The sequence below is a fragment of the Microvirga soli genome (assembly GCF_016734765.1).
Classification (GTDB): domain Bacteria; phylum Pseudomonadota; class Alphaproteobacteria; order Rhizobiales; family Beijerinckiaceae; genus Microvirga; species Microvirga soli.
Window position 1 is genome coordinate 243,751 of record NZ_JAERQE010000002.1, and the last position, 26,282, is coordinate 270,032.

The following is a 26,282-nucleotide window of genomic DNA, read 5'->3' on the forward strand; positions in this document are numbered from 1 at the left end:
TGTTTTGCAATCTTGTTCTAGGCTGTCAGCTTGCTTTGTCCAGCGGTATCCGGAGCCTCCAGAAGAGCGCGGGACGGGGCTTTCTCTGAAAACTGCACCTGCGCCTGCACGATGTCGGCGATGGTCGGCAGGCTCGCCTCGTTGCCGAGATGCTGGATGGCATGGGACGAAGCCCCGCGGGCGAAGATGAAATGCTCGCGCCAGGGCAGCTCAGGCCGGGCCATGGCGGAATAGACATAGGCGCCGTGGAAGATGTCGCCCGCGCCGTTCGTGTCCACCACCTTGTCGCCCGGAACGTCCAGGGCGGGCAGAACCCCTTCCTGGCCGGTCTCGTCGTACCAGACAAGGCCGCGCTCGCCCAAGGTCACGCCGCCGATCTTGCAGCCGCGGCTCTTGAGATAGCCCAGCATTCCGGCAGGCGTCAGGTCCATCTGCTCGCACAGGCGCTCGGCCACGATGGCGACATCGATGAATTCCAGGAGTTCATGGGTGTTGGAGCGCAGGCCGCCGCCGTCGAGGGAGGTGAGGATCCCGGCCTCGCGGCAGGCCTTGGCGTAGTGCATGGCCGCATCGGCCTGGTGGCCGTCGAGGTGGAGGGCCTTGCAGCCCTGCAGGTTCAGCGGCGGAACGGGGTGCAGGTAATGGTCGTCGCGGCAGCGCACGATGGCGCGCTTGCCGCCGCGGGGCATGATGAAGGACAGGGAGGATTCATGGACCTTCCGGTGGTGGACCGAAATGCCGTATTTCGCCGCCATGTCGATGAACATGCGGCCGAGCCAGTCGTCGGCAATCGAGGTGAGCAGGTCGGGCGGCAGTCCCAGCTTGGCGCAGGCAAAAGCCGCCGTGACCGCATTGCCGCCGAACGAGATCGCATAATCCCGCGCCACGGTCTTCTCGTCCCCGGTCGGCAACTCGTCCGCCAGGAAAGTCACGTCGATATAGGTCTGTCCGACAAAGAGAGCATGCATCGCTAGTCATCGTCCTGCTGAATTCGCCGCCCGAGTCTTGGACGAGCGGGCATGAATAGGCAAGCCGTGCGGGCTTGGCCTTTGGACTTGGCGGTTTTCAGGCCCTGTTGAGGGTCGCGGCCAGGCGGGCTGCCGTCAGGGCCGCGTCCAGATCGGTGGCAATGAACTCGACGGGAGCGACAAGCCCCTTGCGGAAGGCGCTGGCCACGATCGGGTGGAGACGCGCGCTGCCGCCCACGAGAGCGACGGGCCGGGGCCCAAGGCGCTTGATCAGGGCATTGGCCAGGCGAGCCAGTTCCTCGCCGGCCTCCCTTAGAATGTGAAGGGCCGTGGCGTCATCGGCGGAGGCGGCCTCGCCGACAGCGCGGGCCAGCGACCCAATCTTGCCCCGGTCGCCGCCATAGACGAAGGAGCGGACGATGTTCCAGTCGGTGCCGCCGAGCGCCCGGGCAAGACAGGTGCCCAATGTCGAGGTCCAGCCTGCGCCGGGGCTCTCTTCCTCGGTGCGCAGAATGGCTTTCAACGCCTCGCGGGCGATCCAGAAGCCGGAGCCGCCATCGTCGATGAGGTTTCCGCGACCGCCGACCCGCATCACCTGCTTGTCCTCGGACAGGTAGTAGCCGATGGAGCCGGTGCCGCTATAGACCAGGATGCCTTCGCCCAGGGCGAAATAGGACAGGTAGGCGATCCACATGTCCTCGGCGACGAAGACCCTGTCGGGCGGCAGCTCGAAGGTTTCCGCGAACATCGCCCGCATGGTGGCCTCGGCGGGCGTGTCGCGGGTGAGGCCGGTGATGCCCGCGATGATGCCGAGCGGCTTGCCGACTTCCAGCACGGCTTGAGCCATGTCGAGGACGATCTGGCGCGCTCGCTCTTCCGCGGCACTCGAAAAGAGATGGCCGGTCAGGGGCGCAACGGAGCCCTTGGCGACGCATTGGCCGGCCATATCCGCCAGCCGCCAGCGCGTGGCGGTTCCACCCGCATCGATGCCCAGCCCCAGCCCCATGCGCCCGCAGCCTTCTTGTCAGTGCCAGCTTTCTGTTAGGACGTCTTGGGCACATCCGCCAGGGCTTTGCGCAGATTGCCGTCGTGGCGCTCAAGCGCGCCCTGCGCGTCCGCCGGGCTGGCGCCCATGGCGATGAGAACGGCGGTCTTCAGGTCGCCGCCGGCCTCCAAGATGGCATCCGTTGCCGTGGCCTCGTCGCAATCGGTGATCTGCATGACCATGATCTCGCTGCGGCGGCGCAGCTTGGCGTTCGTCGCGCGCATGTTGACCATGAGGCCGCGATAGACCCGGTCCATCCTGACCATGATCAGGGTGGAGAGCAGGTTGAGAATGACCTTCTGCGCCGTGCCGGCCTTCATGCGCGTCGAGCCGGCCACCACCTCCTCGCCCGTATCGGCCAGGATCGGATGGGAGCAGACCTCGAGCAACGGCGTGTCGGGATTGTTGGAAATGCCGATGGTCTGGGCCCCGCGTGCCGCCGCTTCTTTAAGGACCGCGATGGTGAACGGCGTCCGGCCGCTGGCCGCCACGCCGATCACCACATCGTCCGGCCCGATGTTATTGTCGCGAATGCCCGCGATGCCGTCCTCGACCGAATCCTCGGCATTCTCGACTGCCTGCATGATGGCGCCTTCGCCGCCGGCGATCAGGTAGACGATGCGGTCGTCGGGCCAGTTGAAGGTCGGCGGCAGCTCGGTGCCGTCCTGAACGCCGATCCGGCCCGAGGTTCCGGCACCGGCATAAACAAGCCGTCCGCCGCGACGCAGACGCGGCACGGCCTCTTCCGCAGCGGAGGCGATGGCAGGCAGGGATGGCCTGACGGCTGCGACGGCGGAGAGTTGCCCCTCAAGAAAGGCCGAGAGCACATCGAGGCTCGGCCAAGTGTCAAGGTCCTGGTAGCGGGTACTGAAATGTTCTGTCGCCATGATGCCAACTTTCTTCCAGACCAATATAGGACCAGTTGAGACCCGCAACAATCGCCCGAAGAGGATTGAGGGGCGCTGGCCTTCAAGTTTCTGTTGGCATCCTTAAAGTCAGGCGAGCCGATCGAACAACGCGATCACCCGCTCGCCTGTTGCACGGCGAAGGGGAAGGATCCCGCTGTCCTTGTGCCGGCTCGGATGAACCCGGTTGGTCAGGAGCGACCAGGCAAGCCCGCGCTCGAAATCGATCCAGAGACCCGTGCCCGTGAAGCCTGTGTGCCCGATGGTGTCGGGCGAACAGGAATCGCCGCCGTGCCAGCCGGGATAGAAGCCTTCCCAGCCCACGGTCCGCTTCTCCGATTCCCGCGTGCGGATGGCCTTGATGGAGGCGGGCGACAGCCCTGTGCCCTCGAGGAGTGAGTGGGCAAAATCGAGCACACCGTCGACGGTGCCGAACAGACCCGCATGGCCCGAGGCGCCGCCGAGCGCGAAAGCGTTCTCGTCATGCACCTCGCCACGGATCACGCGCCCGCGCCATGTATCCTTCTCGGTCGCCGCGCAAAGCTTCGGATCGGGCCTGAACGAGAAGCGTTCGGGAAGCGGCTGATCGATCAGTGCCTCGCCTGTGATGCGCTCGATGGCGATGCCGAGCAGCATGTAATTAATGTCGGAATAGACGGGCGGCCCCGGCTGCCAGACCCGCTGCAGGATGAAGGCACGCAGCGTGTTCGGATCCTGCCCGTAGGTGTAGAGCGGCTCCACGGCTGGCAGATGAGTCTGATGCGCGAGGCACTGGCGGAAGGTGAGCCGCCGCTCGGCCGCGTTCATGTCGTATTGGCGAAGATCCGGGATAACCGTCACCAACGGATCGTCGAGCGCAATGCGGCCTTCCTCGACCAGTTGCAGGATGCGTGTCGTCGTGAAGATCACCTTCGTGAGCGACGCGAGGTCGAACCATGTTTCACGGGAAACATTTTCGTGCTCCGGCTCGATCTGCGAATGGCCTTCCCATTGCACGGCGCGTTCGCCATGTGCAGTCACGATCCCAAGAACCGCGCCTGGAATGTTGCCGCTCCGTATCGAGGCGGCGGCAGGCGCAAAGGCTTGGTCAATCAGATCCGTCAGGGCCATGATTGCCTCACGCGGCCCGGTGGAGTTCGCCTCCGGGCATGGGATGCGGCACGCCGGTTGTGGTCGGCAGGCTCAAGGGAAGGCCGAGGGTGGAGCGCACGGCGAGGTAGCCGAAGGCCTGCGCCTCAAGGAAGTCGCCGTTCCACCCCACGGTTTCCACCGGATCGACCGCAACGCCGAGTTCCTCATGCAGACGTTTCATGAAGTGCGCGTTTTGCCGCCCGCCGCCGGTGACAAGCCATCGCTGCGGGGCACGCGGCACATGCCGCAAGGCTGCGATCACGGATTGTACGGTGAATTCCGCCAGGGTCGCCGCGCCGTCCTCATCCGAGAGCGCTTCCACGCCTTTGGCGCGGGCGTGAAAATCCTGGCGGTCGAGGGATTTCGGCGCGGGCCGATCGAAGAACGGGTTCTGCATGAACGCGGAGACGAGTGTCTCGTCGGCTGTGCCGGAGGCCGCCAACTGTCCATTCTCGTCATAGCTCAGGCCCCGACGGCGCAGCACGAAATCGTCGAGCAGCGCGCTTGCCGGGCCCGTATCGAAGGCGATCACCACATCGCCGTCGATATAGGTGACGTTCCCGACCCCACCGAGATTGAGGATCATGATCGGCTGCTGAAGGTCGCTGGCGAGCGCGCGGTGGTAGAGAGGCACGAAGGGAGCGCCTTCCCCGCCTGACGCGACATCCGCATGACGGAAGCGATAGACCGTATCGATGCCGAGCGCCTCGGCGACCTTGTTGCCGAGCCCCAGCTGACGCGTGAAGCGGATCTCCGGCCGGTGATAAACCGTCTGGCCGTGAAAGCCGATGAGCTTCACTTCCGTGCCGGCAATCCCCGCTTCGTCCATGAAGCGCCGGATGGCGGCGACATGCGCGTCCGTCACTGCCTGTTCAAGTTCCTCCAGCGGCTCGCTCTGCGCCCGCGCCGGCTCGGCGATCAACGCTTGGAGGGTTTTTCTCAAATCGTCCGGATACGAGAAGGTGCGGCCGGGCCCCGGCTTCACGACAGTGTCTCCATCGGTTTCGACGATAGAGACGTCGATGCCATCCATCGATGTGCCGCTGATCACCCCGATGGCTTTGACAATGGAACGATCCGACATCTGTGTCTCCGACTGCGCGTGGTTGGTCGCGACCATAGCACAGCGCGCGAACCGGTCCAGAGTGGTATGATATTGGACCATGACAGGTCCGCGCCAATGACCTATAAATTACCCTGTGGCTTCCAAGGGAGGAATAAACGTATGGTCAGGTCAGCTCTGCGCGGCGCGCTCGGCGCAGGTTTCATGGTGGCGGCAATGGCCTCCGCCTCGGCTCAGGTTCTGGAAATCGGCGCGGATGCAGGCCCGACGGGCCTCGACCCGCATCTCATCACCGCATTTCCGAGCTTCATGGTGGTGAACGGCAACATCTATGAGGGCCTCACGGCCATCGACAAGGATCTGAAGACCGTCCCGGGTCTTGCCGAGTCCTGGACCGCCGCGCCGGACGGCAAGGGCTACACGTTCAAGCTGCGCTCAGGCGTGAAATTCCACGACGGCTCCGACATGAACGCTGAGGACGTGGTCGCCTCCATCAAGCGGGTGCAGAGCAAGGACATCGCCTCGCCTCTGGCGAGCCGCTTGGCAGCGATTGAGAGCGCCAATGCGGTCGATCCCCAGACGGTCGAGTTGAAGCTGAAGGAACCGTCCGCGGCGCTCCTGTCGTCGCTTGCCACCATCGCAATCGTGCCGAGCGCCATGGAGGCCAATAAGGACGCCCTGCAGAAGGCACCGGTCGGCACGGGGCCGTTCAAGTTCCAGGAATGGCAGCCCAATGGCTTTATCCTTCTCGCCAAGAACGACGCCTATTGGGAGAAGGGCCTGCCGAAGCTCGCCGGGCTCAAGTTCAACATCGTGCCTGAATCGGCCACCCGTCAGGTGGGCCTGAGCAACGGGCAATATGCGCTCCTGCCCAACATCGATGCGGCGACCGCGCTGCAGCTCAAAGGCAAGCCGAACGTGAAGCTCGCCGAGACCATGGATCTCGCCTACACGCTTATCGGCATGAACGTATCCAAGCCGCCCTTCGACAACCCGAAGGTGCGCGAGGCGGTGAACTACGCGATCAACCGCCAGGAGATCGTGGACGCGGCTCTCTTCGGTGCAGGCGTTCCGGGTGGACCGTTGTCGCCGGCCCTGAAATCCTGGGCGCTCAATGTGAACCAGTTCGCCTGCTACAAGCCCGATCCGGCGAAGGCCCAGGCGCTCCTGAAGGAGGCAGGCGTCGCGACGCCGGTGGCTGTTACCCTGAAGGTCCTGCCGCGTCAGGATGTGAAGGACGTCGCCCAGGTGGTGCAGGAGCAGCTGAACAAGGCTGGCTTCAAGGTTGAACTCGTCAACCAGGAGCAGGGCCAATTCATCCAGGATTGGCGCAACAGCAACTTCGACATGTTCGCCTCAATCAATGCCGGTCAGCCGGATCCGGACGAGTATTTCTACCGAACCTTCCGCACTGGCGGATCGACCAATGTGTTCAAGTATTCGGACACGGAGATCGACGGCCTGCTCGATCAGGCGCGGAGCCAGCAGGACCAGGCGGCGCGCAAGGCGGCTTACGACAAGGTGCAGCAGAAGCTCGCCTGCTCCGGTCCCGCGGCGCACCTCACCTACGGCACGCTGTTCTCGGCCATGAACAGCAAGCTGCAGGGCTACGACGTGATGCCGAACCGCTCGCTGATGCTGCTGCGCAACGCCTCCAACTGAGCGGTCCCCAACGCCCGGCGCCGCAACCGAGTGGCGCCGGGATCCTGTTATCAAAGAGCCAGCCTGAATGAACCGAGTCCTGCTCGCGCGCCTTATCGATCTCGTCATCGTCCTGTTCGGCGTGTCGATCATCGTGTTCCTGATGATCCGCCTGATCCCGGGTGACGCTGTCGCGATCATGCTGGGGGCGAACACCGAGATCACGCTTGAGCGCATGGCGGAGCTCAACCGCCGGGTCGGCCTCGACCGTCCCATCGTCGAGCAGTATCTGCTTTGGGCGGGGGCTGCGCTGCGCGGCGATTTCGGCACCTCGCTCTGGACGGGCCGGCCCGTGGCTGGCGAAATTCTCCTGCATCTGTGGCCGACGCTCGAGCTCACCTTTCTGGCGCTTCTTGTCGGGGCCGTGCTGGCGGTGCCGGTGGGCTGCCTGATGGCGCAGACCCGTGGCGGTGCGGCCGACGTGGCGATGCGCGTCACGGCCATCGCCGGTCTCACGATTCCCTCCTTCTGGCTCGGCATCGTGCTGATCCTCCTTCTCGCCTCCTGGGCGCCGGGCTTCGCATCGCTGGGCTATGTGCCATTCTCCGAAGATCCGGTCGGCAACCTGCAGCGCATGACGCTGCCGGCCATCGCCCTGGCACTGCCGATTCTCGCCAATCTCTCTCGTCTCGTGCGCTCGGCGATGCTCGATGCGCTGGGGCAGGATTATGTCCGCACGGCGCGGGCCAAGGGCTTGGCCGAGCGTAACGTCGTGTACAAGCATGCCCTGCGCAACGCGCTGATCCCGTTCCTCACCAGCGTCGGCATCATGACGGGCTACCTGCTTGGCGGCGCCATCGTGGTCGAACAGGTCTTCGCCATTCCGGGTCTCGGCCGGCTCATCCTTGGTGCCATCGCCGAGCGCAACTACCCGCTCATCCAGGCCACCATCCTGGTGGTCACGGCAGGTTTTGTCCTCGTGAACTTTCTCGTCGACCTTCTCTACATCGTCGTCGACCCCCGTGTGAGGGCCTGAAGCCGTGCAGCGTCTGGCCAAGAACAAGCTTCTCGCCTTCGCGGTCGTTCTGGTCTCGATCCAGATCATCCTCGCCCTCGGGGCGCCCTTGTTCGCGCCTTACGATCCCATGGCGCAGAGCGTCGCGCGGCGCCTGCGGGCGCCGACCGAGCTGAACTGGTTCGGCACCGATCAGCTCGGTCGCGACGTGCTCACCCGCATCCTCTACGGTTACCGCACCTCCCTCATCGCCTGCCTGCTCGCTGTCACCATTGCACTTTTGGCCGGAGGCACCCTCGGGCTCGTGGCCGCCTATTACCGCGGCTGGATCGACCGCATCATCATGCGTGTCATGGATGTGCTCTTCGCTTTTCCGGTCATGCTTCTCGCCATCGGCATCATCGCGGTGCTGGGGCCGCACACCTACAGTGCTGCCGCCGCCATCGCGGTGGTCTACACGCCGATCTTCGCCCGTCTTCTGCGCGGTCCAGCCTTGGTGCTGTGCGAGAGCGAGTACGTGGCCGGCGCCCGTGCTATCGGTGCATCGGACGCGCGCATCATCTTCCTGCACATCCTGCCGAACCTCGCCTCGGTGATCCTGGTTCAGACGAGCCTGCTGCTCTCCGCCGCGATTCTGGTCGAGGCCTCGCTCTCCTTCCTCGGCCTCGGCACCCAGCCGCCGACACCGTCGCTTGGCCTGATGCTGTCGGAAGGCCGCAACTTCCTCATGCTCTCGCCCTGGAGCGCGATCTTCGCAGGCTTTGCCATCCTGTTCCTGTCCTTCGGCTTCAATCTCTTAGGCGACGCCTTGCGCGATACTCTCGATCCGCGCCTGAGGGGACAGCCTTGATCGTGCGGGTTGCCGGAGCAGATGACATATCTGCTCTGGCGGCTGTCGCCGAACGATCCTATCGCGCTACCTTTGCAGGGATTCTGGAAGCGGATGTACTTGCGAGCCGCGATGAGGGTTTCTTTGCCGAACGCTTTGCGTCCTCTTGGGATCGCATGCTCGTCGCGTGTTCAGGCGAAGCGCTCGTAGGCTTCCTGCTCATGACCGACGGTCATATCGACATGCTGTTCATGGACCCCACTGCCGTCGGCAGGGGAGGTGGCGCGCTTCTTCTGAAGGAGGCTGAGCAGCAAGGCGCGAGAAGCCTCGAATGCTTCCGCGACAACCATGCGGCCCGTCGCTTTTATGAGCGTCACGGTTGGCATATGGAGCGCGAATACGAGCGGGAGTTCGCCGGCAAGAGCCGCAGCTTCGTTCTTTACGCGAAGAAGGGCTGATCCCTCAGAGCGTCACCACCCGGCCTGTCCGCACAGCCTCGTCGGCCGCGAGCACGATGCGTAAGGAACGGACGGCATCGTTCATGTGGTCCGTCAGATCGAGATCCTCCTGGATCGCGCGCAGGAGGTAGCGCTGCTCGCGCTCGCAGAGTTCGTCGTGGTCCGGCTCGTCCGTGGTGCTGATCCGCTCGTCCGCCTTGGCGAAGCTGCCATCGCCATTCAGGGCGGCATGGTGGAGCAGGATCTGGTTGGTCTTCGTATGCGCGTTGATGTCGTCGGAGCGGATCTCGCCCACCGTCTCGGCCATGACGATGCTGACGCTGCCCTTCGGTCCGATCACGTCCTTCACGAAATAGGCGGTCTCGCTCATCATCGGACCCCACCCGGCTTCGTACCAGCCAACCGATCCGTCGTCGAAGGTCACGTGGAGGTGGCCGTAATTGTACATGCCGGCCGGCATGTCCTCCGTCAGGCGCGTGCCGACGCCGTGGACCTGAACCGGATTCGCCTTCGTGATCTGGCACATCACGTCCACGTAGTGCACGCCGCAATCGACGATGGGCGAGAGGGATTGCAGCAGGCGCTTGTGCGCCTCCCAGGCCGCGCCGCTCGATCGCTGGTTGAGGTTCATCCGGAAGACGTGCGGGGTGCCGAGCGTTCGGGCGATCTCGATGAACTTGATCCAGGACGGGTGGTGGCGAAGAATGTAGCCGATGACCAGCTTACGCCCGGTGCGCTGCGCCGTCTCGACCACGCGCTGCGCATCCTCGACCGTATCGGCCAGGGGCTTTTCCACGAACACATGGGCGCCTGCCTCCATCGCGCGTATGGCATAAGGCGCGTGAGTGTCGGACCAGGTGTTGATGGACACCACGTCCGGCTTCGTGGCTGCGAGCGCCTCTTCGAAATCGGTGAAGCGAGGAGCCCCGCGCAGAGCCTCAGGCAACTCCATGGATTCGATGTTGCGCGTGCAGAGTCCCGCAATCTCGAAGCCCTCGATCCGCGTATAAGCGAGGGCATGGGACAGACCCATATTGCCGAGGCCGACCACCAGAACCTTCTGCACGCTCATCGATGCTTTCCCTTATTCCCTTTGTCCCGCGATCCAAGTCTGGCGCACCTGAAGGCCCTCGTCGAGCAGGACGAGATCGGCGCGGTAGCCTGGTGCAATGCGGCCGAGCTCATGATCGAGGCGCAGGAACGTCGCCGGCACGAGAGACGCCATCCGCAGTACATTCGGCAAAGCGAGCCCTAAGCGGTTGACGCTGTTGCGCACGGCGCTCGCCATGTCGAGATCGGAACCGGCCAGCGTTCCGTCCTCCGTGGTGAGCCTGCCGTCCTTGCGGTAGATCGTGCGGCCATGGAGCTCGAAGCTCGACAGATCCGTGCCCGTCACCGACATGGCATCGGTCACGAGCATCATGCGCTCCGTGCCCTTGGCGGCAATCGCTACCCGCAAGGCAGCATCGCTCACATGATGCCCGTCGACGATGAGACCGCACCACGTGTCGGGGCTGTCGAGCGCCGCACCCACAGGGCCCGGATCGCGGCCGGCGAGCGGCGGCATGGCGTTGAAGAGATGCGTGAAGCCGCGCAGCCCGTGGCGAGCGGCCTCCATCACGGTGGCGTAATCGCTCGCGGTGTGCCCGGCACAGATCAACACGCCGGCCGATGCAAGACGCGCGACGGATTCCATGCTGTTGCGCTCGGGCGCGAGCGTCACCAGAGTACGGCCTTCCTTCAGCGAGGTCAGGATGGCGATGTCCTCCTCCTCCATCGGACGCATGAAGGCGGGGTTGTGCACGCCCTTGCGCTCGGGGCTGATGAAGGGGCCTTCGACATGGATGCCGAGAACGCCGGGGACGTGGGCCGCCAGAGCCTCCCGCATCGCCCCCACGGCTTCCGCCATCTTTTCGCGCGTATCGGTGATGAAGGTCGGCAGGAGCCCGGTGGTGCCGTAGGCGCGGTGCGCCTGTGCGATGGTCCTGATGCCCTCAACAGAGCGCACGTCGTTGTAAAGAACGCCGCCGCCGCCATTGACCTGAACGTCGATGAAGCCGGGCGCCAGAAGGCCACTCACCGGGCGGCGTTCGATTCCGGTTCCAACGTCACTGTCATGCGGCACGCCGACAATGCGGCCGCTCTCGATGATGACGGCGCGGCCGTCGAGCATGTGCGACCCGTCGAAGATGCGGGCGCCTGTGAGCGCAATGGTCATCAGACAGTCTCCGTCACCTTGCGCAGGCGCGGCGGATTGTCGGGATTGCGCCCGCGCGCCAGCGCCACGGCGTTCACGAGAGGGTAGAAGCTCTGAATGAGAGCGATCGGCGCGAGATAAGGATGCACATTCTCAACAGCCGGCAGCATGACCGAGGCAGGACCCTCCGCCGCGCCTGCGACTACGATGGGCACGCCCTGTTCGTTCAGCTTCGTCACAAGATCATTGACGCCGCTGAGGGTCTCGTCCTGCTGGCTGAGGACCAGGATGGGGAAGTGGTCGCCGGCCAAGGTCCAGGGGCCGTGCATCAGCTCGGCGGCACTCATGGCCTCTGCATGAACGCCCGATGTCTCCTTGAGCTTGAGGGCCGCTTCCTGCGCGACCGCAAAGCCGACGCCGCGTCCGACGACGAAGAGGTTGTCGGCATCCGAGAGGAGCGGCAGCGCGGACGACCAATCGACGGCGGAGGCTTTGGCGAGCACGTCCGGCAACGTGTCGAGCGCGTTCAGCAGGTCCTGATCCTGCGACCAGTGAGCGACAAGCTGCAGGCCTGCTGCCAGGGCTGCGATGAAGGATTTCGTGGCAGCCACGCTCTTCTCAGGCCCCGCGTGAAGTGGCAGCACCACTTCGCAGGTGGAGGCGAGGGGCGAGGAGGTGTCGTTCACCAGCGCGACCGTCAGCGCGCCGTCATCGCGCCCCGCCTGGGCGAGATTGAGAATGTCCGGGCTGCGCCCCGATTGCGATACGGCGAGGAACAGCGCATCGCGCATGCGCGGGCGCGCCTCATAGACGGACGTCACCGACGGGCCCACCGAGGCGGTCACCAGACCGGAATGGATCTCGAGCAGGTATTTGACGAAGGTTGCCGCATTGTCAGAGCTGCCCCGCGCGCAAGTCACGGCAAAGGGCGGAGAAGAGGCGCGCAGGCGCTCGCCCAAGTTCCGGCAGAGGGGTGCATTGCTGTCGAGCAGGCGCGCGACCACCTGCGGGGCCTCCTGCGCTTCGCGCAGCATGGCCGTGACGGTGGAAACAGCGCTGTTCGTGTCAGGTGTCATCATGGTGCATCCGCTCGGGCTGGCTGATGGTCAGCTCGGCCACGAAATCATAGGCATCGCCCCTGTAATAGGACGAGGTGAACTCGACCACTTCGCCAGTGGCCGTGAAGGAGCGCCGCTCGATGTAGAGCGCAGGGCTCTGGGGCGGAACGCCGAGGAGCGAAGCCTGTTCCTCGGTCAGGAGAACCGCGTGCAGCCGCTGCAGCGCCCGCGTCGGCATGTAGCCCTTCTCGTGCAGCACCGCGTAGAGCGATTGCTGCACCAGGGAAGGATCCGGCAGAACGCGTGACGGAATGACCGCGTTTTCGATGGCCATAGGAATGCCGTTTGCCATGCGCAGGCGATTGACGCGGCTCACCCGATCGCCGGGCGAGAGGCCGAGCGCCATCAACTCGTCCGTCGAGGCCTGTCCGGTCGACTGGCTAAGCATCACGGCGGAGGATTTCAGGCCGCGGGCCGACATGTCGTCCGTGAAGCTCGACAGGCGGGACAGAGGCTGCTCCAGGCGCATCTGCTGCGCGATGAAGGTGCCCGAGCCCCAGCGCTGGACGAGCACGCCCTTCTGCACGAGGCCCGTGATGGCCTTGCGCACCGTGACACGGGAAATGCCGAGCTGCTTGGCGAGATCCCGCTCTCCGGGCAGCGCGGCATCCGCCTTGAGGTCCCCCTTGCGCACCGCCTCCTCGATGGATTGCTGAAGCTGAAGGTACAGGGGCGTCGGGTTGGCCTCGTTCAGCGGAAGAAGAGACAGGGCCTCGCCGGATGGCTCGCTCATGTGGGCCTCCCTGCCATGGCTGTGCGGGCGAGCAGAATGGCGCCGTCGACGGCATCGGCCATGGGAGGCGCGATGGTGCGCTGGACCGGGGGCGGCAGCCAAGGGCGCATCGGCTCGGCGAGGCCGCCGAAGAGGCAGATGGCCGGAGCGCCGAGATCGAGGAGGCGCGTGGCAATCAAACCCAACCCAGCGGCCGCGTTCGCAACAAGGTCGATGGCGAGCGGGTCTCGCCGTTCGGCATAGTTAAGCACGAGCGGCGCATAACGCCCGTAATCGCTCGGTCGGGCTTTGCCGACCCAGTCGACCAGGATCTCAAGGTCGTTCTTGAACTCGTCCAGCACCGCGTCCGAGAGCGGGGTCGAGGGCGCGCGGCCGTCATAAGCCCAGATGCAGCGGCGCAGGAGTTCCCGCCCGATGGCAGCACCGCTGCCCTCGTCGGACACCTCATAGCCCCAGCCACCGACATAATGGCATTGGCCGCTCACGCCGCCATAGCCGCAGGAGCCGGTGCCGACGATGAGAATCGCCCCGTCGCCTCCGCTGAACGCGCCGAGCCAGGCGGTGTGGGCATCCGTGTCGATCTCGAAGGATGCGAAGGGATGGGAGCGCGCCAGCAGGCACTCCACGGCGCTGGTCTGGCCCGCGCCGGCAGCCCCCATGCCGGCATGAATCCGGCCGAGGTCGCTTTCCTGAAGTCCTGCCTGGGACAGCGCTTCGCGGCAGGCCGTGAGAAGCGAGTTCCAGACCAGATCCGGGTCGAGGCGGATATTGGATGGGCCGCCCGTTCCTTCTCCCAGCAGATCGCCTTGGGCATTGCGCAGGCGTGCCCGGCACTTGGTGCCGCCGCCATCGATGCCAAGGAAAAGCAGATCGGTCATGCGCGGATGGATCTCAGGATCGGACAATGGGACGGCACAATGCCACTTAATGTCCAGTTCGGGAAGGGGCAGAGATCGTCTTGCCCCGAGCCCAGCATGCCTGTCCTGTGGATGCAGATTCGTCAGAGCGTGGACAAGTCCCGGTAATTTCCAGAGGATCCAGCCGAAGGGGAGTTGTCTTTGAATTTTGTCGATACCAATATGAGGTCACTTGTCCAACGCATCGTCCAGTGAAACAGTCATCGCTGCTCGCTGGAAGCACAAGAATGCACATAATGGGCACGGGGCAACAAAAGGGAACATGCTCGCAAGGCGCGCCTCAAAGCCGCCTTTAGGGCTACGGAGGACGAAAACAATGAAGACGCTCCATTCGAAGGCTTTCCGGCGCCGTGCGGGACAGCTGCTGGCAACGGCATCCGTCGTCGCGGCCGCTCTGGCTTTCGCCAACGCCGCCTCGGCCCAGACGCTCACCATCGAGAGCTGGCGAAACGACGACGCGGATGTGTGGAACACCAAGATCATTCCAGCCTTCAACAAGAAGCATCCGAACATCAAGGTGCAGTTCAAGGCCGATCCGCCGACCGAATACAACGCTGCTCTCAATGCGCGCCTGGCAGGCGGAACCGCCGGCGACCTCATCACCTGCCGGCCGTTCGATGCCTCCCTCGACCTGTTCAAGAAGGGCAATCTCGCCTCCGTCAACGACGTGAAGGGCATCGAGAACTTCTCGGACGTGGCGAAGAGCGCCTGGTCCACGGACGACGGCAAGACCACCTTCTGCATGCCGATGGCCTCGGTGATCCACGGCTTCGTCTACAACAAGGAAATCTTCGACGAGCTGAAGCTGACGCCGCCGAAGACCGTGGCCGAGTTCCATGCGGTGCTCGACAAGATCAAGGCCGACGGCAAGTACACGCCCATCGCTATGGGCACGGCCGACCAGTGGGAAGCCGCCACCATGGGCTTCCAGAATATCGGCGTGAACTACTGGAAGGGCGAAGAGGGCCGCAAGGCGCTCGTCGAGGGCAAGCAGAAGTTCACCGACAAGCCCTATGTTGACGCGTTTAAGGAACTGGCGAGCTGGGCTCCCTATATGGGCGACGGCTACAAGGCGCAGAAATATCCGGACACCCAGAACCTGTTCACCCTGGGCCGCGCGGCCATCTATCCGGCCGGCTCCTGGGACGTTCCGATCTTCCGCAAGCAGGCCGACTTCGAGTTCGACGCCTTCGCCCCGCCCGTGGTGAATGCCGGCGACAAGTGCTACATCAGCGATCACACGGATATCGCCATCGGCATCAACGCCAAGTCGCAGAACATGGAAGCCGCCAAGGCCTTCCTGTCATGGGTGGCTTCGCCCGAATTCGCCGAGATCTACGCCAACGAGCTGCCGGGCTTCTTCCCGCTCTCCAAGGCGAAGGTTGACGTAAAGGATCCGGTGGCGGCCAAGTTCGTCGGCTGGCGCGGAACCTGCGAGAGCTCGATCCGCAACTCCTACCAGATCCTGTCGCGCGGCACGCCGAATCTCGAGAATGAGCTCTGGAACGTGAGCGCCCAGGTGATGAACGGCACCATGAAGCCCGAAGAGGCGGCCAAGAAGGCCGAGGACGGGCTTGCCAGCTGGTATGAGCCGCACAAGAAGTAAGCGCTAAGGCGTGTGAAGGCGGGTCGCTCGGAGGGAGCGACCCGGTCCCCTTTCTCCTTCGACCTGGAGCAGCATGACGGATCTCACGGCCTCCAGTGTGCCAGTGACGGACGTGGTCCCCACCCGTTCGCGCTTTCCGATTCACATTGCGGTTTTTCTGGCGCCGGCGCTGGTTATCTACAGCGTATTCTCGATCTATCCGCTGATCGACACGATCCGCCTGAGCCTCTATGCCGGCGACGAGACCGGCGCCCGCAGCTTCGTCGGCTTCCAGAATTTCCATACCCTTCTGACGGATCCCAACTGGTCGGGCCAGTTCTGGAACGCGTTGCGCAACAACCTGATCTTCTTCGCCATTCACATGGTGGTGCAGAACGGGATCGGGTTAGGATTGGCCATGCTGCTCAGCCTGCCACGGCTGACGGGTGGCAGCGTCTACCGCACCCTCATCTTCCTGCCGACGATGCTGTCCGTGGTCATCATCGGTTTCATCTGGCAGCTCATGCTCAACCCGCTCTGGGGCATCGCGCCGAGCCTGTTGAAGGCGGTGGGCCTGGGCAGCCTTTTCGGTCCCTGGCTGGGGCAGGAATCGACGGCCCTGCTCACGGTCTCGCTCATCTCCGTGTGGCAGTTCGTCGGCATTCCGATGATGCTGATCTATGCGGCCCTTCTAAACATCCCCGACGATCTGCTCGATGCCGCGACCGTCGATGGGGCAGGGCCGTTCAGCGTGTTCTGGTTCGTGCGCCTGCCGCTGATCCTGCCGACGCTCGGCGTCGTGTCGATCCTCACGTTTGTTGCCAACTTCAACGCCTTCGACCTGATCTATGCGATCAAGGGGGCACTGGCAGGCCCGAACTTCTCGACCGACATTCTCGGCACCTTCTTCTATCGCACCTTCTTCGGTTTCCAGCTCCAGGTCGGCAGCCCGACTATGGGGGCAGCGGTGGCGACCGCCATGCTGGTCATTATCCTGATCGGCGTGCTGATCTATCTGTTCGGCGTGCAGCGGCGGCTGCAGCGGCATACGTTCTGAGGAGACCGGGGACATGACCATCAGACCCGGCCGCATCGCCGTACACTTCGCCCTGATTCTCTACACGATCCTGGCGCTCGGGCCGATCTTTCTGATCCTGATCAACGCCTTCAAGACCCGGCGGGCGATCTTTGCCGACCCGCTCGGCCTTCCGAACGGTCAGACGTGGACGACAATCGGATTCGACCGTGTCTTCGCCAATTCCGATTTCGGCCTCTATTTCTTCAACAGCCTGACTGTCACTCTCGTGTCCTTGGTTCTCATCGTCCTGATCGGGGCCATGGCCGCCTGGGCGCTGACGGAATATCGCTTTCGCGGCAACACGCTGCTCAGCCTCTATCTCGCCATCGGCATCATGGTGCCGATCCGCCTCGGCAGCGTCAGCATCCTGCGCATGATGGTGGAGCTGAACCTCGTCAACACCCTGACGGCGCTCATCCTCGTCTATGTGGCTCAGGGGCTGCCTCTCGCAATCCTGATCCTCGGCGAGTTCATCCAGCAGATCCCGAAGGACCTGCGCGATGCGGCCCGCTGCGACGGCGTGAGCGAGTACCGGATCTTCTTCAGCATCATTCTGCCCCTGATCAGTCCGGCCATCGCAACGGTCGCCGTGTTCACCATGGTGCCGGTCTGGAACGATCTCTGGTTCCCGCTGATCCTGGCGCCCGGCGACGGCAAGCAGACGATTACCCTCGGCGTGCAGCAGTTCATCGGCCAATACGTGACCGACTGGAATGCGGTGCTGGCTTCCCTGACGCTGGCGATTGCGCCGGTTCTCGTTCTTTACCTTCTCTTCTCGCGCTATCTCGTGCGCGGCCTGACCGCCGGCGCCGTGAAGTGACAGCTTCTTCCAGGAATTGACCGCAATGGCTGACGTTTCCCTCCATGGAGTTGACAAGTCCTTCGGGGCCACCGAAATCCTGCGCGACATCAACCTGTCCGTGGACGATGGCGAGTTCGTGGTGTTCGTCGGCCCATCGGGTTGCGGCAAATCCACGTTGCTGCGCATCATCGCGGGCCTCGAGACAGTCAGCGGCGGCGAGATCCGAATCGACAGCAGGCGAGTGAACGAGCTGCCGCCGGCGGATCGCAAGATCGCCATGGTGTTCCAGTCCTATGCGCTCTACCCGCATATGAACGTCTACAAGAACATGGCCTTCGGGCTGAAATTCGCCAAGACCAACAAGGCAGAGGCGGACCGCCGGGTGCGGCAGGCGGCCGAGATCCTGAAACTGACGCCGCTTCTCGACCGCAAGCCGCGGGAACTCTCGGGCGGTCAGAGGCAGCGCGTCGCCATCGGCCGGGCCATCGTGCGCAATCCCAGCGTCTTCCTCTTCGACGAGCCTTTGTCGAACCTCGATGCGGCGCTTCGCGTCAACACGCGTCTCGAGATCGCCAAGCTGCATCGCGATCTCGGCGCCACCATGATTTACGTCACTCACGATCAGGTCGAGGCCATGACGCTCGCCTCCAAGATCGTTGTACTGAACCAGGGCCGGATCGAGCAGGTGGGGGCGCCGCTGGAGCTCTACCGCTCGCCGCGCAACCTGTTCGTTGCCGGCTTCATCGGTTCGCCGCGCATGAACTTCATCAAGGGACAGGTTCTTCGCGCCGAGGGGAGCAGCGTCACCATCGGCTTTGCCGGCACGGAGGCTACCCTGGATGTGAGGCCCGGCAGCGTGAAGTCCGGCGATCACGTGACGGTGGGAATCCGGCCCGAGCACATGGAAGCGGGGGGAGCCGGTTCCACATCCCTCAGGGGCACCATCGACGCCGTGGAGCAGCTCGGCGAGTCGAGCTATGTCTATATGCGGCTGGCCAGCGGGGACGACGTGATCGTTCGTGCACCCGGTGAGACCGAGGCGAGCCCAGGCGGCGACTATACAGCCCATGTGCCGACCCGCGCGCTTCATGTCTTCGATGCCGCGGGCCTGTCGGTTCTGCCCGAGCGTTCCTGAAGCGGAACCTCTATGAATCCGATACGGCTGCCGCGATTCTCGGCGCCAGTGCGCTGTTGAGAATGTCGGCAGGCTGACCCGAAGCAACGACCTTGCCGTCGGCGACGAACACCATCTGATCGGCCACGTCGGCGGCATCCTCAGGGGTGTGGATCGTCATGAGGATAGTGACGGGCCGCTTGCGCCGCATCTCGTCGACGAGGAGGATCATGTCTCGCCGCAGGGTGGGGTCGAGGCTGCTGAAAGGCTCGTCGAGCAGAATCAGCGGGCGGCCGGACACGAGGGCGCGGGCCAGGGCCACACGCTGGCGCTGACCACCCGACATCTCGCCGGGCCTTCGGGTATCAAAGCCTTCAAGGCCAACCGATTCCAGCGTTTCCCTGATGAGCAGCTTCTCATCATCGGTCAGGCGCAGCGAAGGCCGCAGACCCAGGCCGACATTTTGCGCCACGTTCAGATGCGGAAACAGGTTGTGATCCTGGAACACGATTGCCGTCGGCCGTTTGGCCGGTGCGAGCGGCAGCAGGTTCTGCCCGTCGAGGGTCAGCGTGCCGCTCTCCGGAGTCTCAAAGCCGGCGATCATGTGCAGCAGGGTGGTCTTGCCGCCGCCGGACGGGCCGATGACGGCGCAGAGGTGTCCCGCCTTCACCGTCAGCGAGTAATCGGCGACGAAATCGGGCCAGGAGAGGCGGCAGTTCTCAATGGCCAGCATGGGACAGGCGACCTGATATGTGAGCGAGGAGGAAGGCCACGAGAACGATGACGAGGCCGATGGCCGAGGCCTCGTCGAGCCGGTAGGCGCCGAGACGCTCGTAGAGAAGGTAAGGCAGCGTCACCAGCTCCGTGCCGCCGAAAAGGGCGATGATGCCGAAATCACCGAACGACAGGGCCATGGCCAAGGCAAAGCCTGCAGCGAGCGGCCGCTTGAGCACAGGCCAGTCCATGATTGTCAGCTTTGCCCATCCGGTGACGCCGAGAGAGGCTGCCACGCGCCCGTAGCGTTCCTCGACGGTGAGCAAATGCGGCGCGACGAAGCGGTAGGCGAAGGGCACGGCCGCCAGCCCGTTGATGAGCGGCAGGAGAATCAGACCGGCGGACGAAGGATCCCCGAAACGCTGGATCAACAGGAACAGGCCGGCGGTGAGCGCAAAGGGCGGAACGGCAAGGAGCGTATCGGGCAGGAAATCGTAGAAGGCAGCAATGCGCGGAGAGCGTAAGGCAAGGCGCCGGCGCCTTGCGGCGGAGGCGAGCGCGAGAGAGAGTAGGCAGGCGATCACGGCTGCTCCGGCGGCGATCATCATACTCGTGAAGAAAGCCTGGAGAAGATCCGCCTCCAGGATGTCGGGCATGTTGCGAATGCCTGTCAGGACGCTGAGGGCGAGCGGCGCGATGAACAGGGCTGCGATCGCGAGCATAATGCCGTCCAGGACTTTCAGGCGACGATCGTTCGCATCGGGACGGCGGACGAGATTGCGGATGGTGTGACCGACAGGTGGGCGTGTGAAGGCCCAGTGCAGCAGCGCGGTCATCGAGAGGCAGATCGCGAGCTGGATCAGCGCCAGCCAGGCCACGCGGCCGAAATCGAGATCGATCTTGAGCGCCTCGTAAATCGCCACCTCCAGGGTGGAGCGGCTCGGGCCGCCGCCCAGAGCCAACACGATGGCGAAGCTCTTGAAACACATGAGAAAGATGAGGCCTGTAATGCCGGGCAGCTCAGCGCGCAGCACGGGCCAGTCGAGGTGGCGGAAAATCTGCGCCGGCGTGAAGCCGAAGGCCGTCGCGAGACGCCAGTGCTCGGCGGGGATCTGGTTCAAGCCATCCAGCGTGATCCGCGCCACGAAGGGAGCGTTCAGGAACACGTGGGCGATGAGAATGCCCGGATAGCCGAAGATGCTGAAGTTTCCTTCCCATCCAAAGGAGGCCAGCATCTCAGCAAGCCAGCCGCTGCGGCCATACACGGCGAAAACTGCGAAAACCGCCACGATGGTGGGCATCACCATCGTGGTGCTCAAGGCAGCCAGAACAATGCCTCGGCCCGGGAATGAGCGGCGGACAAGCGCGAGCGCCAGACCGATGCCGAGGCCAAGGGACAGAATGGTCGAGAGCGTCGCCTGGATGATCGAGAAGGCGAGCACGCGACCGAGGTAGGGGCCGATGGAGAAAAGCGTCGGCGTTCCTCCATCGAATGTGGCAAGCGCGATGAAGCCGCCCGCAACCAGGCCGAGGATGGCAAAGGCCACCAGGGTTCCGGGATGGGGCAGCCTCAAGGTCAGCATGAGCAATCAGCGCGCGGTGGCGTTGAGCCAGGCATCGGTAAAGGCGCGGCGGTTCTGCTGCACCTCCTCGGGTGTGAAAAGAAGCGCCTGGCTTGGCTCGATCATCCCCTTGAGAGCCGCCGGCATGCCGGAAGGCGGGTTCTTCGCCGGGTACATCCAGTTAGTCTCAGGGATTGCCGTCTGGAACGGCTCGCTGAGGATGAAGGCCATGAACTTCTTCGCGAGCTCCGGCTGCTTCGTCGTGCGGGTCATGCCGGCGAGTTCCACATGAAGGTAGTGCCCTTCCGTGAAGGCGGCGGCCTTGTAGTTGTCCTTCTTCTCCGCAACGATGTGATAGGCAGGAGACGTGGTGTAGGACATCACCATGTCGGCCTCGCCCTTCATGAAGAGGCCATAAGCCTCCGACCAGCCCTTGGTGAAGGTGACGATGCGGGGCTTGAGCTTGCCCCAGGCCTCGCCGGCCTTCTCGCCATAGACCTTCTGCATCCAGAGCAGAAGACCGAGGCCCGGCGCGCTGGTGCGGGGATCCTGCAGGACCACTTTCGGGCCGTTGGGATTGTCGACAAGTTCCTTCAGGCTCTTGGGCGGGTTCGGCAGCTTGTTGGCGTCATACACGAAGGCGTAGTAGCCCCAGTCGAACGGAATGAAGGTGTCGTCCTTCCACTCGATGGGAAGCGACAGGTCCTTCACCTCGGCGCTGTGTGGAGCGAAGAGGTTGAGGGATTTGGCTTCCGCCACGAGGTTCATGTCGAGGCCCACGACCGCATCCGCCTTGGTGTTCTGGCCTTCGAGACGCAGCCGTCCGAGCAGGCTGCCGGCATCCTCGGCGGTAACCCAGGTGAGGTCGCAGTTGCAGGTCGCCTCAAACCGCTCTTCGACGGTCTTGGCCGGACCGTATTTTCCGGCGAACGAGCTGTAGGTGTAGACGGTGAGCGTCGGCTTGGTCTGAGCCTGGGCGAGGCCAGTGGCGAGCCCGAGCGAAATGAAGGTGAGAAGCAGTCGGCGTAACATCTTAAGGGCGCTCCCATGCAAGAGGCAGGCCGGACAGGCGGCGCAAATTGCACGGGGCATGGCTTTTATGGCGATGTCGCATGCTCATTCCCTCCGCCGGCATGACCCGGATCAGGTTCGACGGGTCGGCGGCCTGGCCGCCTCTCAGCCCCGTATGAGGCTCCCCGTGAGACGCTTCGCTTCTAGAACAGTTCAGGGGCGGCTACAAGCCACCCCTGTTGACATCACTTCCGATTGCCGTCCTTGCCGCTGGCCATTGAAGCCCGGCGAAGGGCGTCCGCCAGGGCGCCACCGGAAGCCGGAGCTGGTGCCGCAGGCTTCCGCTCCGCTTGGGCTCGGTGCTTCTGGAAAGCTCCGCGATTGTCATCCTGCCGGCCGACCGGCCGCTTCTCGGCCGGGTCGCTCATGCGCATGGTGAGCGCGATGCGCTTGCGGGGAATATCGACCTCGAGCACCTTCACCTTCACGATATCGCCCGGCTTCACGACGGTGCGGGGATCCTTCACGAAGGTGTCGGCGAGCGCCGAGATATGCACGAGCCCGTCCTGGTGCACACCAACGTCCACGAAGGCACCGAAGGCCGCCACGTTGGTGACGACACCTTCCAGCATCATACCGGGCTTCAGATCGCTGATCTTCTCCACGCCATCCATGAAGGTGGCGGTCTTGAACTCGGGGCGTGGATCGCGGCCGGGCTTTTCCAACTCGCTTAGAATGTCCTTCACGGTCGGCACGCCGAACTTCTCGTCGGTGAAGCTCTGCGGGTTGAGTTTCTTCAGCACCGCTCCGTTGCCGATCACCACCTTGATGTCGCTCTTCGTGGCTTCAAGGATGCGACGCACGACCGGATAGGCCTCCGGATGGACGCCGGAGGCATCGAGCGGGTCATCGCCGTTCGGGATGCGCAGGAAGCCGGCCGCCTGTTCGAAGGTTTTGGGTCCGAGCCCTGAGACCTTGGTCAAGGCCTTGCGGGTCTTGAACGGACCATTGGCGTCACGATGGCTGACGATGTTCTGCGCGACCCAATCGCCAAGGCCTGACACGCGGGCGAGCAGCGGTGCGGATGCCGTGTTGAGATCGACGCCGACGGCGTTCACGCAATCCTCCACCACCGCGTCGAGGGAGCGGGAGAGCTTGTACTCGGCGAGATCGTGCTGGTACTGCCCGACGCCGATGGACTTCGGGTCGATTTTCACGAGTTCGGCGAGCGGATCCTGCAGGCGTCGGGCGATGGAGACTGCGCCGCGTATGGACACATCGAGATCCGGCAGCTCCTGGCTGGCAAAGGCGGAGGCCGAATAGACGGAAGCGCCCGCTTCCGAGACCATGATCTTGGTGAGCTTTAGGTCCGGGTGCTTCGACACCAGTTCTGCCGCGAGCTTATCGGTCTCGCGCGAGGCCGTGCCGTTGCCGATAGCGACGAGTTCGACTTTATGCACACGGCAGAGGCGCGCCAGGATAGCGATGGACTCGTCCCATTGCCGCTTAGGCTCGTGCGGGTAGATCGTGTCGGTGGCCACCACCTTACCGGTGGCATCCACAATCGCGACCTTCACGCCGGTGCGGTAGCCCGGATCGAGGCCCAGCGTCGGGCGCGCACCGGCAGGAGCCGCGAGCAGCAGGTCGCGCAGATTGCCGGCGAAGACCTTCACGGCTTCGTCCTCGGCGAGCTGCCAGAGCTTCATCTTCATATCGAGCTCGATGGAGAAACGCAGCTTCGTCCGCCACGCCCAGCGCACCGTGTCGAGCAGCCACTTGTCGCCGGCACGGCCCTGATCGGTGATGTTGAACGCCAGCGCGGCGCGGCCCTCATAGCGGCTGACATAGCCGGGCTCGGCCGCGTCCTTGTCCTCCTCCATGCGCAGATCGAGGATCTCCTCCTTCTCGCCGCGGAAGAGCGCGAGGATGCGGTGGGAGGGCAGCTTGGGCAGAGGCTCGGCGAAGTCGAAATAGTCGGAAAATTTCGCGCCGTCATTCTGCTTGCCGTCCCGCACCTTGGAGGTGAGGCTGCCGCGCTCCCAATAGATGTCGCGCAGGGCACCCAGCAGCTCCGCGTTCTCGGCAAAGCGTTCGACCAGAATGGAGCGGGCGCCCTCAAGCGCCGCCTCCGGAGTGGCAATCTCTTTTTCGGCATTCACGAAAGCGCCCGCAGCCTCTTTCGGGTCACGGGTCGGCTCATTCAGGAGCAGGTCGGCCAGCGGCTCCAGACCGGCCTCCTTGGCGATCTGCGCCTTGGTGCGCCGCTTCGGCTTGTAGGGCAGATAGAGGTCTTCAAGCCGCGCCTTGGTGTCGGCGGTGTTGATCTGGAGCGCCAGCTCGTCGGTAAGCTTGCCCTGCTCGCGGATGCTGTCGAGGATCGTCTTGCGACGGGTCTCCAGCTCGCGCAGGTAGCCTAGGCGCTCCTCCAGGGTGCGCAGTTGGGCGTCGTCCAGGGTGCCGGTGACTTCCTTGCGGTAGCGCGCGATGAAGGGCACGGTCGAACCGCCGTCGAGGAGGTCGACGGCCGCCTTGACCTGCCATTCCTGGACATTCAGTTCGCTCGCAATGCGCTGACCGATGGATTGCATGAAAGTCTCCGAAAGGTTGAGGCGCGGCTTCTACGGTGCGGGGCGCCCCCGGGTCAACGGCCAGTCCACAGCGCCAGGGTCGCAGTGCCCGTAGGGAAAGCATTTTTCCCGGCAATTTCGCTTGGCTCCGAAAGCCTTGGCGTATAGACCGTCCGGCCCTTCCCGTCCGCGCCCGAGGTCCTCATGCCACAATCCCGTGATTTTTCCATCGGCATCGATTTCGGCACCAGCAACACGGTCGTGGCCATTGCAGGTCCGGACGGGCATGTGGAGGCGCTGACCTTCGAGCATGGGGGCGAGAGCCTCAAGGTCTATGTAACTGCGCTCTGCTTCTGGGACGAACGCCACGGCAACGGCCTGCGCACCGAGGTCGAGGGCGGCCCCTGGGCCATCGAGCAGTTCCTCGAAGGGCTTCACGCCCACCGGTTCATCCAGTCGTTCAAGACCTTCGCGGCGAGCGCCACCTTCAAGGAAACGCGCATCTTCCGGGAGCGCTACGGCTTCGAGGACCTGCTGAGCGCCTTCCTGCGTACGCTGGCGCGCCATGGCGGCTCACGGCTGGATTGGGGAGCGCGGAACGTGGTCATCGGCCGGCCGGTCCAGTTCGCCGGCTACAACCCGGATGACGATCTCGCCATGCAGCGCTACCGGGCTGCCTTCGGTCGCCTTGGGGCAGACCATGCCCAGTATGTCTACGAGCCTGTGGGAGCCGCCTTCTTCTATGCGCGGCAGCTCGACCACGATGCGACCGTGCTTGTGGCCGATTTCGGCGGCGGCACCAGCGACTTTTCTGTCATGCGTTTTTCCAGAAAAGGCGGAGCCCTGCGGGCCGAGCCTCTGGGCCATGCAGGCATCGGGCTTGCCGGCGATGCCTTCGACTACCGGATCGTCGACCGGGTTGTTTCGCCCCGCCTAGGCAAGGGCGGGCTCTACCGCTCGATGGGAAAGATCCTGTCGATCCCGAACCACTACTACGCCAACTTCGCCCGCTGGAACCAGCTCGCCATGATGAAGGGCAGCGGAGATCTGAAGGAGCTGCGGGAACTCGCCCGTGCCGCTCTCGAGCCTGAACCGCTCGAGAAATTCATCGACATCATCGAATACGATCTGGGCTTTGCCCTCTATCGCGCCGTGTCGTCTGCCAAGGTAGCGCTTTCAAGCCAGGAAGAGACGGATTTCCATTTTCAGGGTGAGGGTGTCGATGTCCAGGCGCGGATCACTCGCGCTGATTTCGAAGGCTGGATCGCCGAGGACGTCCAGAAGATTGCCGGCACTGTGGATGAGGCCCTCACCAAGGCCGGTGTGAAGCCGGAGCAGATCGAGCGCGTCTTCCTTACGGGCGGCACATCATTCGTGCCTGCCATTCGTCGCCTGTTCGTGGAGCGCTTCGGCGAGAACTGCCTGACCTCCGCCGACCAGTTCGAATCGATCGCCTATGGTCTTGCCCTCATCGGTCAGACGGAGGATCCGGGTCGATGGGCGGTTGCCAACTAGATCTGCTCCAGTGGGCTGATGCGACAGACACCTGAGAACAGAGTTACGGAACCGTTCTCCGATAGTTCGGTTGAGCCTGTGCGAAGTCATCTCATTCGAGCGGCGACACGATCAGGAGAGTGCCATGTCACGCGGTGACAAGTCCGCCTATACGGACAAGCAGAAGCGCAAGGCCGAGCATATCGAGGAATCCTACGAGAGCCGCGGCATGTCCGAGAAGGAAGCCGAGCGGCGCGCCTGGGCGACCGTCAACAAGCAGGATGGCGGCGGCAAGAAGAGCGGCTCCGGACGCAGCTAAAGGCATAGCTGGGCAG

General features: G+C 64.0%; 24 protein-coding genes and 1 riboswitch. Of the genes, 10 read left to right on the forward strand and 14 right to left on the reverse strand.

What is annotated here, in order from left to right; all coding sequences use genetic code 11:
* Nucleotides 1-17 precede the first annotated feature (17 nt).
* The 5 genes from JKL45_RS02955 to JKL45_RS02975 all read right to left on the reverse strand — a co-directional run bounded on the left by JKL45_RS02955 (nt 18) and on the right by JKL45_RS02975 (nt 5,133).
* Nucleotides 18-968, reverse strand: coding sequence for a sugar kinase (locus JKL45_RS02955; RefSeq protein WP_201859610.1), 951 nt, complete (start codon nt 966-968; stop codon nt 18-20).
* A 97-nt stretch (nt 969-1,065) separates the two neighbouring features.
* Complete coding sequence (locus JKL45_RS02960; protein WP_201859611.1) at nt 1,066-1,974, reverse strand: N-acetylglucosamine kinase; 909 nt, start codon at nt 1,972-1,974, stop codon at nt 1,066-1,068.
* Between the two features lie 35 nt (nt 1,975-2,009).
* The gene (locus JKL45_RS02965) at nt 2,010-2,900 is read right to left on the reverse strand and encodes an N-acetylmuramic acid 6-phosphate etherase (RefSeq protein WP_201859612.1); all 891 of its coding nucleotides are present in this window, start codon (nt 2,898-2,900) and stop codon (nt 2,010-2,012) included.
* A gap of 108 nt (nt 2,901-3,008) precedes the next feature.
* Nucleotides 3,009-4,028 carry a serine hydrolase domain-containing protein gene (locus JKL45_RS02970; RefSeq protein WP_201859613.1) on the reverse strand — a complete coding sequence of 340 codons (1,020 nt, stop codon included), beginning with the start codon at nt 4,026-4,028 and terminating at the stop codon, nt 3,009-3,011.
* Nucleotides 4,029-4,035: 7 nt separating this feature from the next.
* The gene (locus JKL45_RS02975; RefSeq protein WP_201859614.1) at nt 4,036-5,133 is read right to left on the reverse strand and encodes an anhydro-N-acetylmuramic acid kinase; all 1,098 of its coding nucleotides are present in this window, start codon (nt 5,131-5,133) and stop codon (nt 4,036-4,038) included.
* Nucleotides 5,134-5,274: 141 nt separating this feature from the next.
* Between JKL45_RS02975 and JKL45_RS02980 the strand changes: the two genes are divergently transcribed.
* The 4 genes from JKL45_RS02980 to JKL45_RS02995 all read left to right on the forward strand — a co-directional run bounded on the left by JKL45_RS02980 (nt 5,275) and on the right by JKL45_RS02995 (nt 9,055).
* A complete protein-coding gene (locus tag JKL45_RS02980; RefSeq protein ID WP_201859615.1) occupies nt 5,275-6,774 on the forward strand; it encodes an ABC transporter substrate-binding protein in 1,500 nt (499 codons plus the stop codon).
* Nucleotides 6,775-6,841: 67 nt separating this feature from the next.
* Nucleotides 6,842-7,789: an ABC transporter permease gene (locus tag JKL45_RS02985; RefSeq protein WP_201859616.1), complete on the forward strand. Its 948-nt coding sequence runs from the start codon at nt 6,842-6,844 to the stop codon at nt 7,787-7,789.
* 4 nt (nt 7,790-7,793) lie between these two features.
* Nucleotides 7,794-8,618 carry an ABC transporter permease gene (locus JKL45_RS02990; RefSeq protein ID WP_201859617.1) on the forward strand — a complete coding sequence of 275 codons (825 nt, stop codon included), beginning with the start codon at nt 7,794-7,796 and terminating at the stop codon, nt 8,616-8,618.
* Nucleotides 8,619-8,620: 2 nt separating this feature from the next.
* Nucleotides 8,621-9,055, forward strand: coding sequence for a GNAT family N-acetyltransferase (locus JKL45_RS02995; RefSeq protein WP_312896901.1), 435 nt, complete (start codon nt 8,621-8,623; stop codon nt 9,053-9,055).
* Nucleotides 9,056-9,059: 4 nt separating this feature from the next.
* On the opposite strand, the gene JKL45_RS03000 is transcribed toward JKL45_RS02995, so the two are convergent.
* Genes JKL45_RS03000 through JKL45_RS03020 form a run of 5 tightly spaced genes read right to left on the reverse strand, consistent with a single transcriptional unit; the run spans nt 9,060 to nt 13,981 of the window.
* Nucleotides 9,060-10,127 carry a Gfo/Idh/MocA family oxidoreductase gene (locus tag JKL45_RS03000; protein WP_201859619.1) on the reverse strand — a complete coding sequence of 356 codons (1,068 nt, stop codon included), beginning with the start codon at nt 10,125-10,127 and terminating at the stop codon, nt 9,060-9,062.
* 12 nt (nt 10,128-10,139) lie between these two features.
* On the reverse strand, nt 10,140-11,273 hold the full coding sequence (gene nagA, locus JKL45_RS03005; protein WP_201859620.1) for an N-acetylglucosamine-6-phosphate deacetylase: 1,134 nt from the start codon (nt 11,271-11,273) through the stop codon (nt 10,140-10,142).
* On the reverse strand, nt 11,273-12,331 hold the full coding sequence (locus tag JKL45_RS03010) for an SIS domain-containing protein (RefSeq protein WP_201859621.1): 1,059 nt from the start codon (nt 12,329-12,331) through the stop codon (nt 11,273-11,275). Before JKL45_RS03010 ends, nagA begins: the two co-directional genes overlap by 1 nt.
* Complete coding sequence (locus JKL45_RS03015) at nt 12,318-13,103, reverse strand: GntR family transcriptional regulator (RefSeq protein WP_201859622.1); 786 nt, start codon at nt 13,101-13,103, stop codon at nt 12,318-12,320. The genes JKL45_RS03010 and JKL45_RS03015 overlap by 14 nt, the downstream gene beginning before the upstream one ends.
* Nucleotides 13,100-13,981 carry a glucosamine kinase nucleotide-binding domain-containing protein gene (locus JKL45_RS03020; protein WP_201859623.1) on the reverse strand — a complete coding sequence of 294 codons (882 nt, stop codon included), beginning with the start codon at nt 13,979-13,981 and terminating at the stop codon, nt 13,100-13,102. Before JKL45_RS03020 ends, JKL45_RS03015 begins: the two co-directional genes overlap by 4 nt.
* Nucleotides 13,982-14,336: 355 nt before the next feature.
* Here JKL45_RS03020 and JKL45_RS03025 point away from each other — a divergent pair, with 355 nt between their 5' ends.
* From JKL45_RS03025 to JKL45_RS03040, 4 genes are all read left to right on the forward strand, one after another.
* On the forward strand, nt 14,337-15,626 hold the full coding sequence (locus tag JKL45_RS03025; protein ID WP_201859624.1) for an ABC transporter substrate-binding protein: 1,290 nt from the start codon (nt 14,337-14,339) through the stop codon (nt 15,624-15,626).
* 73 nt (nt 15,627-15,699) lie between these two features.
* On the forward strand, nt 15,700-16,662 hold the full coding sequence (locus tag JKL45_RS03030) for a carbohydrate ABC transporter permease (protein ID WP_210345648.1): 963 nt from the start codon (nt 15,700-15,702) through the stop codon (nt 16,660-16,662).
* 13 nt (nt 16,663-16,675) lie between these two features.
* Nucleotides 16,676-17,503 carry a carbohydrate ABC transporter permease gene (locus JKL45_RS03035; protein WP_201859625.1) on the forward strand — a complete coding sequence of 276 codons (828 nt, stop codon included), beginning with the start codon at nt 16,676-16,678 and terminating at the stop codon, nt 17,501-17,503.
* A gap of 25 nt (nt 17,504-17,528) precedes the next feature.
* A complete protein-coding gene (locus JKL45_RS03040; protein ID WP_201859626.1) occupies nt 17,529-18,620 on the forward strand; it encodes an ABC transporter ATP-binding protein in 1,092 nt (363 codons plus the stop codon).
* A gap of 10 nt (nt 18,621-18,630) precedes the next feature.
* Here the strand turns inward: JKL45_RS03040 and JKL45_RS03045 are convergent, their stop codons facing one another.
* The 4 genes from JKL45_RS03045 to JKL45_RS03060 form a co-directional block, all read right to left on the reverse strand.
* Complete coding sequence (locus JKL45_RS03045) at nt 18,631-19,332, reverse strand: thiamine ABC transporter ATP-binding protein (RefSeq protein WP_201859627.1); 702 nt, start codon at nt 19,330-19,332, stop codon at nt 18,631-18,633.
* Entirely contained in the window at nt 19,319-20,896 is a 1,578-nt protein-coding gene (locus tag JKL45_RS03050; protein WP_201859628.1) for an ABC transporter permease subunit, read from the reverse strand. The genes JKL45_RS03045 and JKL45_RS03050 overlap by 14 nt, the downstream gene beginning before the upstream one ends.
* Before the next feature lie 6 nt (nt 20,897-20,902).
* Complete coding sequence (gene thiB, locus JKL45_RS03055; protein ID WP_201859629.1) at nt 20,903-21,907, reverse strand: thiamine ABC transporter substrate binding subunit; 1,005 nt, start codon at nt 21,905-21,907, stop codon at nt 20,903-20,905.
* 70 nt (nt 21,908-21,977) lie between these two features.
* Nucleotides 21,978-22,084, reverse strand: a riboswitch (TPP riboswitch).
* 47 nt (nt 22,085-22,131) lie between these two features.
* Nucleotides 22,132-24,474: a Tex family protein gene (locus JKL45_RS03060; protein WP_201859630.1), complete on the reverse strand. Its 2,343-nt coding sequence runs from the start codon at nt 24,472-24,474 to the stop codon at nt 22,132-22,134.
* 183 nt (nt 24,475-24,657) lie between these two features.
* Between JKL45_RS03060 and JKL45_RS03065 the strand changes: the two genes are divergently transcribed.
* A complete protein-coding gene (locus JKL45_RS03065) occupies nt 24,658-25,968 on the forward strand; it encodes an Hsp70 family protein (RefSeq protein WP_201859631.1) in 1,311 nt (436 codons plus the stop codon).
* Nucleotides 25,969-26,092: 124 nt separating this feature from the next.
* A complete protein-coding gene (locus JKL45_RS03070; protein ID WP_201859632.1) occupies nt 26,093-26,266 on the forward strand; it encodes a hypothetical protein in 174 nt (57 codons plus the stop codon).
* Nucleotides 26,267-26,282: the final 16 nt, after the last annotated feature.